Consider the following 13061-nt stretch of genomic DNA (forward strand, 5'->3'; position numbering starts at 1 on the left):
AGACAGTTCATTCATCAAAAACCGCGAATCATTGCCGCCCCTGGCAGGGGTCAGCGGCAACAAGAATGCATTATACTTACACGTCAGCAAAACCCTGATTCCGCACATATTGCCTGACTCAGTAATGGAGACGGCCATTCAAAGAGCCACATAACCGTCGTCCCTCCAATCGAGAAACCGGTATAAATTTGTGAAATTTTCGTCCTTGAAAAGTGTAACAGTCGTTTGGTACATTGAGGGTCAAACAGGTGGTGTGCCATCATCCCTGTTAGGACGCGGCATTCCAAGGGTGGAGGAAATCTGAAATGGCGCCATATACCGCACCGGTCGATGATATCGGGTTTCTGCTGGAGAGAATTTTCAACTTCGATGGTGTTATGCAAGACCTCCGGGGATTTGAGGAGGTCAATGCAGAACTTGCGGTTACCGTCATCGAAGAGGCCGGTAAGTTTGCAACGGGTGTGCTGGAACCGATAAATCGAGCCGGTGATGAGGAAGGTTCCACTCTGGAAAACGGCGTGGTCCGCACACCAAAAGGAATGGCGGACGCCTACAAGACATTCGTCGAAGCGGGTTGGGGCGGGCTATCTGGTGATCCGGAGTTTGGCGGCCAGGGGCTTCCTCGAGTACTGCAACTGTTGCTGGATGAAATGATGGCTTCGGCCAATCTGTCATTTGGGCTTTTCCCAGGCCTGACCCGGGGCGCCGCTGAAGCAATTGCCCACCATGCTGACGACACCTTGAAACAGACATACCTATCCAAAATGACCTCAGGTGAATGGACAGGCGCAATGGCTCTCACCGAGGCATCGGCCGGCACTGATCTTGGTCTGCTGAGCACACGGGCCGAACCGGTTGGTGATGGCAGCTATAAGCTCAAAGGCACCAAAATATTCATTTCTTCAGGCGACCACGACTTTGGCGGCAATATCATCCACCTGATATTGGCACGTTTGCCAGATGCACCGAAGGGCGTGAAAGGCATAAGCCTGTTTCTGGCACCGAAATTCCATGTCAACGCAGATGGTAGCCTGGGTGATCGCAACACCATGTCCGTTGGCTCGCTGGAACACAAGATGGGTATTCACGCCCAACCAACCTGCGTCATGAATTATGACGGAGCGACGGCCTGGCTTGTTGGAGAGGCTGGTCGTGGGCTGAACGCCATGTTCACGATGATGAATGCCGAGCGACTTATGGTCGGCATTCAAGGGTTGGGCATAGCCGAAGCTGCCGTACAAAAAGCGAGCGATTACGCACGTCAGCGGTTACAAGGCCGCTCAGCAGATGGCGCGCGCAGTCCGGTGCCAATTATCGAACACCCTGACGTGCGCAAGATGCTGTTGACCGGACGCAGTTTAATCGAAGCCGCGCGCGCTCTGGCGGTATGGACAGCCTTGCAAATGGACATCGCAGACCGGCATCCGGATGAAAAGACAAGGAATGAGGCCGGCAATCTAGTGGCGCTTCTGACCCCTGTCGTGAAAGCGTCTTTCACCGACTTCGGCTTCGAAACTGCAGTGCTGGCCCAGCAGGTATTTGGCGGGCACGGTTACATCCGCGAGTGGGGTATGGAGCAGTTTGTCAGAGATGCCAGAATTACCCAGATATATGAGGGTACCAATGGCGTACAGGCCATCGATCTCGTAAGCCGCAAGTTACCACTTGAGAACGGTGGCGTGGTGCGAGGTTTGTTCAAAACAATGCGCCAAGACATGCAAAGTGCTGCCAAGACAGACGCAGGGAAAACAATCGCTGAAAGTTCTCTTGCCGCACTAAAGCAGTTGGAAGCCGTTACGGAAACCCTGCTTTCGCGCCAGAGTGACGCCGCCTTTAGCGGCGCTGCGGCAACCGATTATCAGCGGATGTTTGCCCTTGTGTGCTTCGGCTGGATGTGGGCAAAAATGGCAAAAGAAGCGGCTGGCAAAACAAACGATTTCGAACGTCGAAAAACTGTGCTTGCAGATTTTTTTGCCCATCGCATGCTTCCACAAACCGAGGCTTTGGCCAAAGCCATTGAGAACGGCGCGGTTTCAATCATGGCGCTTGATGCGGAGCTGTTTTAACAAACAGCAGGCATCTGATCAGATCGGCACCAAAATTCAGGTGGGCCAGCTTTTCTGGCTCACTTTGGTTATCATCACCTATCGCTGCAAAAAACAGCTGACAATTTTTAGACATGGATACTGACCGTTCGGGTGTATATTCAGTATGTAGCATTCTGTTACACTGCCACTGAACTGATGGCCTCCTACATCCAAGATGGATCATGCCCATGCCCCGCCAGCTTGCATCGCTGAAGTTACCGAGCCTTTCGATATTTCTAGCAACGCTGGGCATTCTGTTCAGTCCGCCTGCAGAAAGCGCTGAGAAGAATACCGATGGCATGCTTCCGGTCTTGTTTGATACACGCGAGCGTCTTCCTAGCGCCAATATCTCTGACATAAGCAGCATTCGTTTCCTGATGTCGGTTGATTTTCCGCCGTTTAATTTCACCGACCAGAATGGCCGCCTGACCGGCTTTAACGTCGATCTGGTGCGCGAAGTCTGTGCGCAGCTGAAAATGGACGCAAAGTGCCAGATGCAGGCCCTGCCGTTTGATGAGTTGGAAGCGGCTGTGGAGATGGGCGAGGGAGACGCAGTCGTTTCTGGCATGGCGGTCACCGGTTCGCTGCGCCAGCGTTTTTCGTTTTCCCGTCCTTATATGATGCTGCCAGCGCGTTTTGTCGCAAACAAGAATGCCAAGTTGCAAGGTAGTGCAGCAACTGCACTGGCCAAACGCAAGGTCGGTGTTGTCGCTGACTCTCGCCACCAGGCAATGCTGAAAGCCTTTTTCCCTGACATTACCAGCACCGAATATAAAAATTACGACGAGCTGTTCGAGGCTGTCAAAACCGGTGCTGTAGATACCATTTTTGCCGATGGATTGCGTTTGCCATTCTGGGTATCTGGCGCAGCGTCAGCGGATTGTTGTGAGCTGTTTGACGGGCCCTATATGTCCGACAAATTCCTGGGTGAAGGTCTGACGATTATGGCGAATGATCCCGAAAATGTCCTCATCCCGGCTTTTGATCAGGCGCTGGCGACCTTGTCACGCAATGGCAAGCTGGACGAGATCTATCGCCGCTATTTTCCGCGTGGCCTTTACTGAGGCATCAGGCTTCAAGCTCTTTCAATCGGCCTTACGTGCAATGAACAGGATACCCGTAATAGGTTTACCTGCATCCATTCGGATGGTGGTCCGCACGCTCTCCAACAGGTCGAAACCTTTTTTCGCCAAGAGATCACAGACATAATCGAAGGAATGAGCGTATCGCAGCGAAGGGCGAAGCGTGAAGCCAGTTTTATCGCCAGCATCCTCAACGGAAAAAGCGAATATGCCTTTTGGCATCAACAGGCTTGCGGTCAGGTCAAATACCGTCGCAAGGCTTCCGAGATACATCAACACGTCGGCCGCAGCGACAAGATCAGCACGATGTTGGACAAAACTTTCACTAAATAAGGCGGATTCTTCTGGCCCCAACGCCAGATCGGCCTGTCCGAGATAGTCATATATCTCTTTTTCTTCTGCCTTGGACAGCATGTTGGCAGAGATATCAAAGCCTTCAAGCCTGCCTGCCATGGATTTGATTTCAACACCCAGCAGGCCAGTTCCACACCCAATATCAACAACACAGCGAAACGAAGGGGTGGGGATATTTTTTTCGATCAGGGCCGTAAGTTTGGCCGGAACGGAATATTCGAGTTTTTCAACCAGTGCCGTTTCAAACCGTACGGCATATTCATCGAATAATTCCTCGACATAACGGCTGGGGGGTTGATCGGGCACCTCCGCGGCCCCAAGAACAGCGAGCTTCAGGCTGGCTGCAAATATCCCCTCTGGGTCCAGGGATACCACCCTTTCGTAGGCAGATATTGCGCCTCCCTTATCTCCGGATTTCTCTTGATATTCCCCCAGTATAAACCATCCCGCCGGCCAGTTGGGGGCCAGTTCCAAGGCTTGCGCCATAAGTTCGGTCGCGGCGAGGTGATCGCCGCTTTCAGCAAGCATTCGGGCATAATCCGCCCGGCGGTCTACGATTACGTCACCGGAAGAAAATTGGGTTGAGGCCATAGCAATATCCTGAAGCGATGGCGCTAATTGCAGCAGTCATAAAAAAACTCAAGTCTTATTTCATTCACGCAGCGCTCATACATATAGAAATAGGGTTGCAGGCAGGCGTTGCCTTTCATATCTCTGTCCCAAAAGGAGAACACAATGGCTGGTGATGTGAACAGGTTCCTGGGGGATAGCCCCGCTCGCACCGTACTGAAGCTGGTGGTCGTATCATTGATCGTCGGTTTTTTGATGGCGATCTTTGGCGTTGACCCATGGGATCTCGTCTACAGCATCCGCAATTTCATTCTCGATATCTGGCACAGTGGTTTTGCCGCACTCGGGAAAATTGGCGATTACCTGATACTGGGAGCGACCATCGTCATTCCTATTTTCATCATCCTGCGAATTTTCAACTATCGCCGTTGATATGACCTTGCAAAACATACCAAAAATCTCGCGCAGAAACATTCTTGCAGTCTCAGCAACTGTCTTGCTGTCGGCCTGCGTATCATCACGCGCACCAAAGCTCTCGGGTAATACCTCGGATGAAACCGGTGCCGCATTGGCGATGGTTAACAAGCTTCGTGAAGGGCGCGGACTTTCGCCCTTGAGCGCCAACACAAGCGCGAGACAGGCGGCAGCAAGCCAGGCGGTTCGCATGGCAAAAGCCGACAAGATGTCTCATCTCATCGGTTTGGGCGACAGTTTCCTCAGCCGCATGAAAAGCCACTCTGTGCCACTTCCTGCTGCGGAAAATATTGCCAGCGGCCAAGCCGAGGTGCAGAGAGCGGTTCAGGCCTGGATTGATTCTCCAAAGCATCTGGAAAATATGCTGGGCAATTATCATGGCCTTGGCGTTGCCATGGCACGGGATGCGTCGTCAGGAAATCGGCCTTATTGGGCGATGGTGCTTTCAAGCTAACCGCCCAATAGAGACAAATTCAAACCACCGGCAAATTCAGCAAATGGCTCAATCGAGCTGTTTGCTAGCCCATTTATCCACTGCGCCGTCGCGCAACTCCGTTATCGACGAGACCTTTTCGCGATCCATAAAGTTCGAAAGACCACGGATGATCCGTGACGGCAGCGTTGGCCCTTCATAGACCATGCACGAATAAAGCTGCAGCAGGTCAGCGCCAGCGCGGACTTTCTCAATGGCTGTCTCAGCCGAGGAAATACCGCCTGCACCGATAATCGGCAGGGACTTGCCAACGCGCTGTCTGACCTTGGCCAGTACGATGGTCGAACGCTCGAACAATGGCGTACCAGACAGGCCGCCAGCTTCGCCATTATGGGGGCCAGCCTTCAAACCTGCCCGAGATAGCGTGGTGTTGGACACGATCAAACCGTCGAGGTCATGTTCCAGCGCTTCGGCTGCAATGTCATCCAGCCCTTCCTCGGTCAAATCGGGCGCGATCTTCAGAAAAATCGGTATACGTTTACCACTAGCTGCCGCCAGTGCATCTCGCTTGCTCAGCACGGCCGACAGAAGAACAGCAAGGCTTTCCCGTGCCTGCAAGTCACGCAACCCAGGTGTGTTCGGAGAAGAGATATTGGCTGTGAAATAAGAGGCAACCGAATAGAATTTGTCGATACCGGCAACATAATCGGCAACGCGGTCTGCACTGTCCTTGTTTGCGCCGATATTAACGCCGACGACGCCATTCAACCGCCCCGCTGACAGGCGTTCAAATGCCGCTTGATGGCCCTCATTGTTGAAACCCAAGCGATTGATGACGGCATTATCCTGCGTCAATCTGAAAATGCGTGGTTTCGGGTTACCGTCCTGTGGTTTCGGCGTCAGTGTTCCAACTTCAGTGAAACCAAAACCCAGCTTCAACAGCGCATTTGGCACTTCGGCATTCTTGTCGTAACCGGCAGCCATGCCCAGTGGATTGGAAAATCGAATTCCGGCAACCGTCTGAACCAGACGGGGATCTGCAGCAGGCGCACAGCTTGGCACGAGACCGCTTTTCAGGGCCTTGATCGACAAACCATGCGCTGTTTCAGGATCAAGCATAAACAGACCGCGACGGCCAATCGACGACAGAAAATCGTTCATTCTGATAGCTCCGGAAAAACATGAAGACCATCTGCGCCAAGTGGCAGAGGTTTTTCCCACAAGACAGCATCAAGCGGTAAAGCAGCGTAGAGATGCGGAAAAAGATCGCCGCCCCTTGACGGTTCAAAGACGAGAGCCTCACCCAGTTTCGCCGCCTCTACTGCAATAAGCAGCAGATCGTTTTGCCCGGAAAAGTGCCGTGCCGCTGTTTCCAAAGCCTGGGCAGCCGTCGAGAAATGAATGAAGCCATCCTGAAGGTCGATCGGCGCTCCGTCAAAAACACCTTTCTGGCGGGCAGGCTGCCAGAGTGCTTGCGGCACAATCTTGTAAATGACGGAAGCCACCATGCCAGTAAATCTCTGTGTGGGGTCAATGATGCCAGCCGATTTGCCCCAAAGGAATGCCCTTGTCCATCTTTCATCGACAAGTTTTACCGATTTCCGTTGGAAATAGCCAAAGACACGCTTTTCAAACGCGCCATACAGCAACATCATGCGCCATAGAGTCAGCAATCAGTTGTATCTACTGGCGGGCAAGATTAAACTTTCCCGTTATAGGGCAAGCCAAAGTGTGCCCGTGCCCTTGGGAGGGGGCTTCCCATGACACAACTCACGATCATCATCGCGGACGATCACCCGTTATTTCGAGGTGCGCTGAAACAGGCCGTCAATGGCATTGATGCAGACCAGACCATTGTGGAGGCCGGGGATTTCGAAACCGCACATGCCGCAGCGCAGGAGCAGAAAGATGCGGACCTTCTGCTGCTCGATCTCGCCATGCCGGGGGTCAGCGGCTTCTCAGGTCTGATGGCATTGCGCGCAGAGTTCTCAAGCCTGCCGATTGTCATCGTGTCTGCCACGGACGACACGACAACAGTCCGCCGCGCCATTGAGCTGGGCGCATCTGGTTTCATTTCGAAATCTGCCGGCATTGATGAGTTGCGCAAAAGCATTCAGACGGTTTTGAACGGGGGAATTTCAACACCGAACGGCTATCAGGACGGACGCGAACACGATCCTGACATTGCGGACCTCATCAACAGACTACGCACATTGACCCCACAACAGAGCCGCGTTCTTGGCATGCTTGGCGAAGGACTGCTTAACAAACAGATCGCTTATGCTCTTGGGGTTTCTGAAGCCACCATAAAGGCGCATGTCTCGGCAATCCTGCTTAAACTCAAGGTGGATAGCCGCACTCAGGCGGTCATACAGCTGTCGAAAATAAACAGCTCAGCCATGGTGGCGTAGGGAGGAAAGGATTTTATTCCTTCTTCACTTTACTTTATCGTACCAATGTCTAACATGGGGCAGATGACAATAGGGGTGACTCACGTAACAACCCCACTCATGGGTCCATACGCCAATGCTTTCACACGATGCGATCTGGAGCGCTATCGACAACCTTGCTGAACGCAATCAGTTGACCCCTTCCGGACTTGCACGGCGGGCAGGGCTTGATCCTACGTCATTTAACAAATCCAAACGGCTGGGCCCTGATGGTCGTCAACGCTGGCCCTCGACAGAGTCAGTATCCAAGGTGCTGGAGGCGACAGGCGCAAGTGTCGATGACTTTTTTGGCATTGTCATAACCAACAGTGATACAAACGCTGCATTTCAAAACACCGCATTTTCACAAGCTGAACTTAGGGCAATACCCTTGCTTGGCTTTGCGCAGGCTGGATCCGGCGGCTTTTTTGACGATGGTGGCTTTCCTGCTGGTCAGGGCTGGGACATTGTTGAGTTTCCAACCTCTCCGGCGGACAAGGCAGGTGTTTACGCTCTGGAAGTACAGGGCGAAAGCATGATGCCGCTCTACAGAGACGGCGATATTCTAATTGTCGAGCCCGGCGCCCAGGTCAGACGTGGTGACCGTGTGGTGGTTAAAAGCCGTGACGGCGAAGTCATGGCAAAACTTCTCGCCCGTCAAAGCCCACGCTCTATCGAATTGCTGTCCTTGAACCCGGCACATCCCAACCGAACATTCGACATCAGCGAAGTTGAGTGGATCGCCCGTATCATTTGGGCAAGCCAATAAGGTGTTCAAAAACGCGTCAATTTGCTGCTTGCTCCCGCAAGCAACACAAGCGTCACCGTCTTTCAATTTTTACGGTTCTCACGGAGATTAAAAAAGCCGTTTAAACATTCTGTTTATTTCGCGCAAAGCGCTGCGACATAATGTTTTCTTGCATTTTTCATGATAGGTCAGCTTTGCTTACTTACCCTGCTTGATGAACCCTAGGCCGCAATGCAAAATAGCATGCATTAGCCCGAAAGGATGGGGAATGGTAAAGTCCAAAAGCATATATGGCATGTGGAAGTCAGATCCGTCGCATCACTCTGCGGCCGAAGACATACAGGGCATATTTACCGGCAGCATGATCTCCGCTTTGGGCTTTTATTTCATGAATAAAGTCGGTCTGTTGACGGGCGGCACTGCTGGCGTCGCCTTCCTCATGCACTATGCATGGGGCATAAGCTTCGGCTTGCTGTTCTTTGTCGTCAACCTGCCATTCTACTACCTGTCGTTCAAACGCCTAGGTGCGGCTTTTTCTCTGAAAACATTCATTGCCATTGCGCTGGTATCGGTGATTACCGAACTGGAATCCCGCATGCTGGTGATTGAAAGCATCAACCCGATATGGGCGGCGCTGCTTGGCGGCCTGCTTTTGGGTTACGGCCTGTTGGCACTTTACCGACACAGGGCAAGTCTTGGGGGCATCGGCATTCTTGCAATTTATATCCAAGACCGCTTCGGCATTCGCGCGGGCCTGATACAATTGGCATTTGATGCCGTTGTCATGCTGTGCGCCTTCAGTGTGATAGATCCAATGACCGTTACCTATTCCATCCTTGGTGCGGTCGTGCTGAACATCTTCCTCGCCATCAATCACCGCGCCGATCGTTACATCGTTGTGCGGTGATGCTCATTCTTTCCTTTTCAGGCTAAACGAGATTATACTGCTTTGCATTGACCTTTTGAGACTGAAAGGGAAAGCAAAATGCCCATTTTGACCCCTGAACTCTGTCACGCAGCACGTGCGCTCGTTAAGGCCGATCAGGCCTTGCTCAGCGAGACATCAGGCGTTCCATTGAACCTGTTGAGACGGTTTGAAAGCGGCATCGAAACACCTCCCCAGGGCGTCCTGAGCGCCTTGAAATTCGCACTTGAGGAACTCGGCGCTGTATTTCTGCCTGAGGAAGGTAATGGAGCTGGCGTTCGCCTCAAGTTTGACCGCGAGGAAAGACAAGAGATCGTTGGTTGGGAAGGTGAGGGTGGAAGTGCTGCAGATGACAACGTCATCTAAAAACAACCGGAAGGCAGAGATTTAAATCCTATAACAATCTCTTCCAAGCAGGCATCAATAATTCCCCCGGGCGTCAATGAATTCAAGCAAGATAAAATTTATACATGCACACCGATAATAAGTTGTAGATTGTAATTAATTCAATTTTTAGCGTTGTCATGCGAAAAGCCTGATATTCAGGGAGTATTCGGCGACATCTGTCACCTCCTGTCACAGCCGGTATTGCTGTCGTGTGGAACGTGAAAACCCGAATACGACCTCATATTTCGGGGGAATCGCATGAAAATTTCAATAAAACACACTCTTGTGCTTGCCTTTGTCGGCTTAAGCCTCGCTGTTATTGGTTTGATGAGCAAAATGCTTATCCAGGAAATTAAAACATACGATAACTCCTCCCGACTTTCAGAGCTGGCACAATTGGACGCCAGCTTGTTTGATGGCCTGCTTGGCCTTCGAGGCGAACGTGGCGCCATATCCTCGGCAATCAAACTCGAAACCTCTGCCATGCAGTCAAGCCTCGTCAATCTCGAGACAGGCCGCAAGCAGGTCGATGGCGCCTTCAGCACAATTCGCACATTGGTCGACAATATCGGCTCCAGCGAAATTCGAAGCGCCACCACGCCGGTGCTGGATGCTTACGCCAAATGGACGTCCCAGCGCGCGGACATCGACAATGCGCTGAAGCAGGCTGTCGCAAGCCGTGATCCAGCATTGGGCAAACAAGTGCTGGCTTTTGCTGACGGCATGTTGTCGGACCTGGAAAAGGCCGCCAACCGGGTAGAAGCGACAATCAACGGTCGGGAACCCGGCATGATCATGTTCACGCAGTTGCGCTCGCTTGGATGGCAGGCCCGCACAAACGGTGGCGCTGCGAACTCGACGCTGGTCGGTGGATTGATTGCCAAAGAACCTCTGAGCGCTGCAAAGCTCGCCGAAATCTCCGTACAGGATGCCAAGGTTGACTTTGCACGCGACGTCATTGCCCAGATCGTCGCCAGCCCAACTGCACCTGAACAGCTCAAAAAGCTGTTCGACGTTGCGCAAAATTCATACTTCGGCGGCCCTTACGCGGCGCAAAAAGCCAAAGCCCTCGCAGCCTCCAAGGATGGTGTAGCCGTCGACATCAATGTCGATGATTGGCGTAAGGATGCAGCACCGGCACAGGCATCGCTTGCCGATATCGCATCCGCAGCGCTGGTCGAGATGACCGCCTTCACCGCTGCCAATGCAACGTCGGCCACAAGATCAATCATCGCGTACTCCATCGCCACGCTCTTGATAACGGGCCTGTCACTGGTCGGCATTTTGACAATCATCTTCCGTATCACCAATCCGATCGCTGAACTGACGGCCATCATGCGCAAGCTGGCCGGTGGCGATCTGTCCGTCACGGTTTTGGGCTCCAGACGCAGCGATGAAATCGGCGAAATGGCACGCGCAGTCGAAGTCTTCAAAGAGGCGGCCCTGCACAACAAGGCACTCGAGAGACAGGCAGACGAAAACCGTCGTGCGTCTGAGGCCGAACGCATCTCCATTCAGGAGCGTGCTGAACAGGAAGCAGAAGAGCGTCTCACAAAGGCAACATCCGGCCTTGCAAATGGTCTGAAGCGTCTTGCCTCCGGCGACATGCTTTGTGAGATCAACGAGGAATTCAGCGAGCAATTCGAAGCTCTGCGTGAAGATTTCAACAGATCCGTCCATCAGCTTCGCATTACGCTGGAGCAGGTCAACCAGACCGCGCAGAGCGTCAGCAATGGCAGTGGCGAAATCTCGACTGCGTCGGACCAGCTTTCCAAGCGGACAGAACAACAGGCGGCATCGCTTGAAGAAACCGCAGCCGCGCTTGAAGAGGTCACAACCAACGTTAAGCAGACCTCCGAGCGTGCGGGTGAAGCCCGTGAGATGGTACGTCACGCAAGCCAGCGAGCAGTTGCTTCAAGCACTGTTGTATCTAGCGCAGTCGAAGCCATGCAGAAGATAGAGATGGCCTCCGGGCAGATCAGCAATATCATCGGTGTCATTGATGAGATCGCTTTCCAAACCAACCTTCTGGCGTTGAATGCCGGTGTTGAAGCTGCGCGTGCCGGCGAAGCAGGCAAGGGCTTTGCGGTGGTTGCACAGGAAGTTCGCGAACTGGCACAGCGCTCTGCCAATGCGGCCAAAGAAATCAAAGCGCTGATCGGTAACTCCGAAGCTGCCGTCAATCAGGGCGTTACATTGGTGAATGATACCGGCAGCGGTTTGACCGAAATTGCCCAGCTTGTGACCGCTATCAATGAACACATGGACGCCATTGCGACAGCGGCCCGCGAGCAGGCTTCAGGCTTGGCGGAGATCAACACTTCCGTCAATCACATGGATCAAGTCACACAGCAGAACGCCGCAATGGTTGAGGAGATGAATGCCGCTGGCGCAAATCTCGCCGAAGAAAGTGGTCGTCTTTCCGACCTTCTTGCGCAGTTCAGAATGCAGGAGGGTAACCCCCAGCAAAACGGCTCGTATCGTCGCTATGCGGCGTAACGCTCCGCTCCATACCATCTGATGTCATCTAAACCGCTCCGCGAAAACGGAGCGGTTTAATTTTATCGCCTCATCAGGCTGCGACTTCCGTCACGGTGTTCTGCATGTAGGCAATCAGATCTTCGATCGTAACGAGCAGGATATTGTGCTGCTCCGCAAAGATCTCGAGCTGCGGCAGACGCGCCATGGTACCGTCATCATTGGCAATCTCGCAGATGACGCCCGAAGGCGACTTGCCGGCAAGTCTGCAAAGATCAACGGCAGCCTCGGTGTGCCCTGGACGACCCAAAACACCATTCGGATTGGCACGCAGTGGGAAAATATGGCCCGGACGCGCAAACTCATCCGGCTTTGCCGAAGGATCAAGCAAAGCCTTTACGGTCGCTGCGCGGTCCGCTGCAGAAATTCCGGTGGTCGTGCCGGGTAAATAGTCGACAGACACTGTGAATGCTGTTTTCAGAGACTCTGTATTGTTTGGCACCATCAATGGAATGTCGAGTTCATCAAGCCGTGAACCTTCCATAGACACGCAAATCAAGCCACGGGCCTTGTTCATCATGAAGGCGATCTTTTCAGCAGTCACATCCTGCGATGCAAAAACGATATCACCTTCATTTTCGCGGTCCTGATCGTCAACAACGATCACCATTTCACCGCGAGCAATGGCCGAGATAGCATTTTCAATTTTAGAGATAGTCATTTCATAGTCTTTCAAGGGTTGAGCCAGAAGTCCGGCTTATGTTGCGCCAACCGTGCTTGGGGGCACTTCGGCAAAACTTCCCTTGGGCGAACAAACACTGCCCAGCCACCCCGAAGGATGGCTGTCGTGACCTGCTCTCTTCTATCCGGACTATACCGTCGGCTCCGGCATCTCACCGGATCTGCTGACCTTCCGGCGGAACCGGAAGCGCTCGCGGGCTCCGGGATTACTCCCGATACCGCCGGTGGGGAATTGCACCCCGCCCTGAGAACAGGCTGAAGATAAGTGCATAAGCTGGCGAAATGCAAGGCGTGTTGATTTCAAAATCGATATTTAGATGATCGATACGCTGAACACTGTGTTGCATGAAAAA

The 13061-nt window shown here is 52.9% G+C and carries 13 protein-coding genes and 1 riboswitch; of the genes, 9 read left to right on the top strand and 4 right to left on the bottom strand.

All coding sequences use genetic code 11. The annotated features are described in order from the left end of the window. Window positions 1–305 precede the first annotated feature (305 nt). Together IB237_RS12645 and IB237_RS12650 are read left to right on the top strand one after the other, a co-directional pair. Window positions 306–2066, top strand: a complete 1761-nt coding sequence (locus IB237_RS12645; protein ID WP_192489029.1) for an acyl-CoA dehydrogenase C-terminal domain-containing protein — start codon at window positions 306–308, stop codon at window positions 2064–2066. A 209-nt stretch (window positions 2067–2275) separates the two neighbouring features. Further along, the gene (locus tag IB237_RS12650; RefSeq protein ID WP_192489030.1) at window positions 2276–3151 is read left to right on the top strand and encodes a transporter substrate-binding domain-containing protein; all 876 of its coding nucleotides are present in this window, start codon (window positions 2276–2278) and stop codon (window positions 3149–3151) included. 21 nt (window positions 3152–3172) lie between these two features. On the opposite strand, the gene IB237_RS12655 is transcribed toward IB237_RS12650, so the two are convergent. After that, window positions 3173–4114, bottom strand: a complete 942-nt coding sequence (locus IB237_RS12655) for a methyltransferase domain-containing protein (protein WP_192489031.1) — start codon at window positions 4112–4114, stop codon at window positions 3173–3175. A 144-nt stretch (window positions 4115–4258) separates the two neighbouring features. On the opposite strand from IB237_RS12655, the gene IB237_RS12660 reads away from it, so the two are divergent. Both IB237_RS12660 and IB237_RS12665 read left to right on the top strand, forming a co-directional pair. Continuing rightward, window positions 4259–4525, top strand: a complete 267-nt coding sequence (locus IB237_RS12660) for a DUF6460 domain-containing protein (protein ID WP_192489032.1) — start codon at window positions 4259–4261, stop codon at window positions 4523–4525. 1 nt (window position 4526) lies between these two features. After that, entirely contained in the window at window positions 4527–5021 is a 495-nt protein-coding gene (locus IB237_RS12665; RefSeq protein ID WP_192489033.1) for a CAP domain-containing protein, read from the top strand. 48 nt (window positions 5022–5069) lie between these two features. Here IB237_RS12665 and IB237_RS12670 read toward each other — a convergent pair whose 3' ends face one another. Both IB237_RS12670 and IB237_RS12675 read right to left on the bottom strand, forming a co-directional pair. Then, the gene (locus IB237_RS12670; RefSeq protein ID WP_192489034.1) at window positions 5070–6161 is read right to left on the bottom strand and encodes a quinone-dependent dihydroorotate dehydrogenase; all 1092 of its coding nucleotides are present in this window, start codon (window positions 6159–6161) and stop codon (window positions 5070–5072) included. Beyond that, a complete protein-coding gene (locus tag IB237_RS12675; protein ID WP_192489422.1) occupies window positions 6158–6508 on the bottom strand; it encodes a DUF952 domain-containing protein in 351 nt (116 codons plus the stop codon). Before IB237_RS12675 ends, IB237_RS12670 begins: the two co-directional genes overlap by 4 nt. A gap of 252 nt (window positions 6509–6760) precedes the next feature. Between IB237_RS12675 and IB237_RS12680 the strand changes: the two genes are divergently transcribed. The 5 genes from IB237_RS12680 to IB237_RS12700 all read left to right on the top strand — a co-directional run bounded on the left by IB237_RS12680 (window position 6761) and on the right by IB237_RS12700 (window position 11988). Then, on the top strand, window positions 6761–7411 hold the full coding sequence (locus IB237_RS12680; RefSeq protein WP_192489035.1) for a response regulator transcription factor: 651 nt from the start codon (window positions 6761–6763) through the stop codon (window positions 7409–7411). A gap of 115 nt (window positions 7412–7526) precedes the next feature. Next, window positions 7527–8198 carry a helix-turn-helix transcriptional regulator gene (locus IB237_RS12685; RefSeq protein ID WP_192489036.1) on the top strand — a complete coding sequence of 224 codons (672 nt, stop codon included), beginning with the start codon at window positions 7527–7529 and terminating at the stop codon, window positions 8196–8198. Window positions 8199–8445: 247 nt separating this feature from the next. Then, entirely contained in the window at window positions 8446–9084 is a 639-nt protein-coding gene (locus IB237_RS12690; RefSeq protein ID WP_192489037.1) for a YitT family protein, read from the top strand. A gap of 78 nt (window positions 9085–9162) precedes the next feature. Continuing rightward, window positions 9163–9468 (top strand): XRE family transcriptional regulator, encoded by a 306-nt coding sequence (locus IB237_RS12695; RefSeq protein ID WP_192489038.1) that lies wholly within the window; start codon window positions 9163–9165, stop codon window positions 9466–9468. Window positions 9469–9747: 279 nt separating this feature from the next. Then, window positions 9748–11988, top strand: a complete 2241-nt coding sequence (locus tag IB237_RS12700; RefSeq protein WP_192489039.1) for a methyl-accepting chemotaxis protein — start codon at window positions 9748–9750, stop codon at window positions 11986–11988. A gap of 73 nt (window positions 11989–12061) precedes the next feature. On the opposite strand, the gene ribB is transcribed toward IB237_RS12700, so the two are convergent. After that, entirely contained in the window at window positions 12062–12688 is a 627-nt protein-coding gene (ribB, locus tag IB237_RS12705; RefSeq protein WP_192489040.1) for a 3,4-dihydroxy-2-butanone-4-phosphate synthase, read from the bottom strand. 129 nt (window positions 12689–12817) lie between these two features. Beyond that, window positions 12818–12964, bottom strand: a riboswitch (FMN riboswitch). Window positions 12965–13061: the final 97 nt, after the last annotated feature.

Origin of the sequence: Agrobacterium sp. AGB01 (genome assembly GCF_014851585.1) — a bacterium.
Taxonomy (GTDB): domain Bacteria; phylum Pseudomonadota; class Alphaproteobacteria; order Rhizobiales; family Rhizobiaceae; genus Agrobacterium.

Excerpts from the sequence above, each read along its gene's own strand:
- IB237_RS12675 (WP_192489422.1), bottom strand. The coding sequence starts at position 6,508 with ATGGTGGCTTCCGTCATTTACAAGATTGTGCCGCAAGCACTCTGGCAG.
- IB237_RS12650 (WP_192489030.1), top strand. The coding sequence starts at position 2,276 with ATGCCCCGCCAGCTTGCATCGCTGAAGTTACCGAGCCTTTCGATATTT.
- IB237_RS12670 (WP_192489034.1), bottom strand. The coding sequence starts at position 6,161 with ATGAACGATTTTCTGTCGTCGATTGGCCGTCGCGGTCTGTTTATGCTT.
- IB237_RS12690 (WP_192489037.1), top strand. The coding sequence starts at position 8,446 with ATGGTAAAGTCCAAAAGCATATATGGCATGTGGAAGTCAGATCCGTCG.
- ribB (WP_192489040.1), bottom strand. The coding sequence starts at position 12,688 with ATGACTATCTCTAAAATTGAAAATGCTATCTCGGCCATTGCTCGCGGT.
- IB237_RS12655 (WP_192489031.1), bottom strand. The coding sequence starts at position 4,114 with ATGGCCTCAACCCAATTTTCTTCCGGTGACGTAATCGTAGACCGCCGG.
- IB237_RS12695 (WP_192489038.1), top strand. The coding sequence starts at position 9,163 with ATGCCCATTTTGACCCCTGAACTCTGTCACGCAGCACGTGCGCTCGTT.
- IB237_RS12645 (WP_192489029.1), top strand. The coding sequence starts at position 306 with ATGGCGCCATATACCGCACCGGTCGATGATATCGGGTTTCTGCTGGAG.
- IB237_RS12665 (WP_192489033.1), top strand. The coding sequence starts at position 4,527 with ATGACCTTGCAAAACATACCAAAAATCTCGCGCAGAAACATTCTTGCA.
- IB237_RS12660 (WP_192489032.1), top strand. The coding sequence starts at position 4,259 with ATGGCTGGTGATGTGAACAGGTTCCTGGGGGATAGCCCCGCTCGCACC.
- IB237_RS12680 (WP_192489035.1), top strand. The coding sequence starts at position 6,761 with ATGACACAACTCACGATCATCATCGCGGACGATCACCCGTTATTTCGA.
- IB237_RS12685 (WP_192489036.1), top strand. The coding sequence starts at position 7,527 with ATGCTTTCACACGATGCGATCTGGAGCGCTATCGACAACCTTGCTGAA.
- IB237_RS12700 (WP_192489039.1), top strand. The coding sequence starts at position 9,748 with ATGAAAATTTCAATAAAACACACTCTTGTGCTTGCCTTTGTCGGCTTA.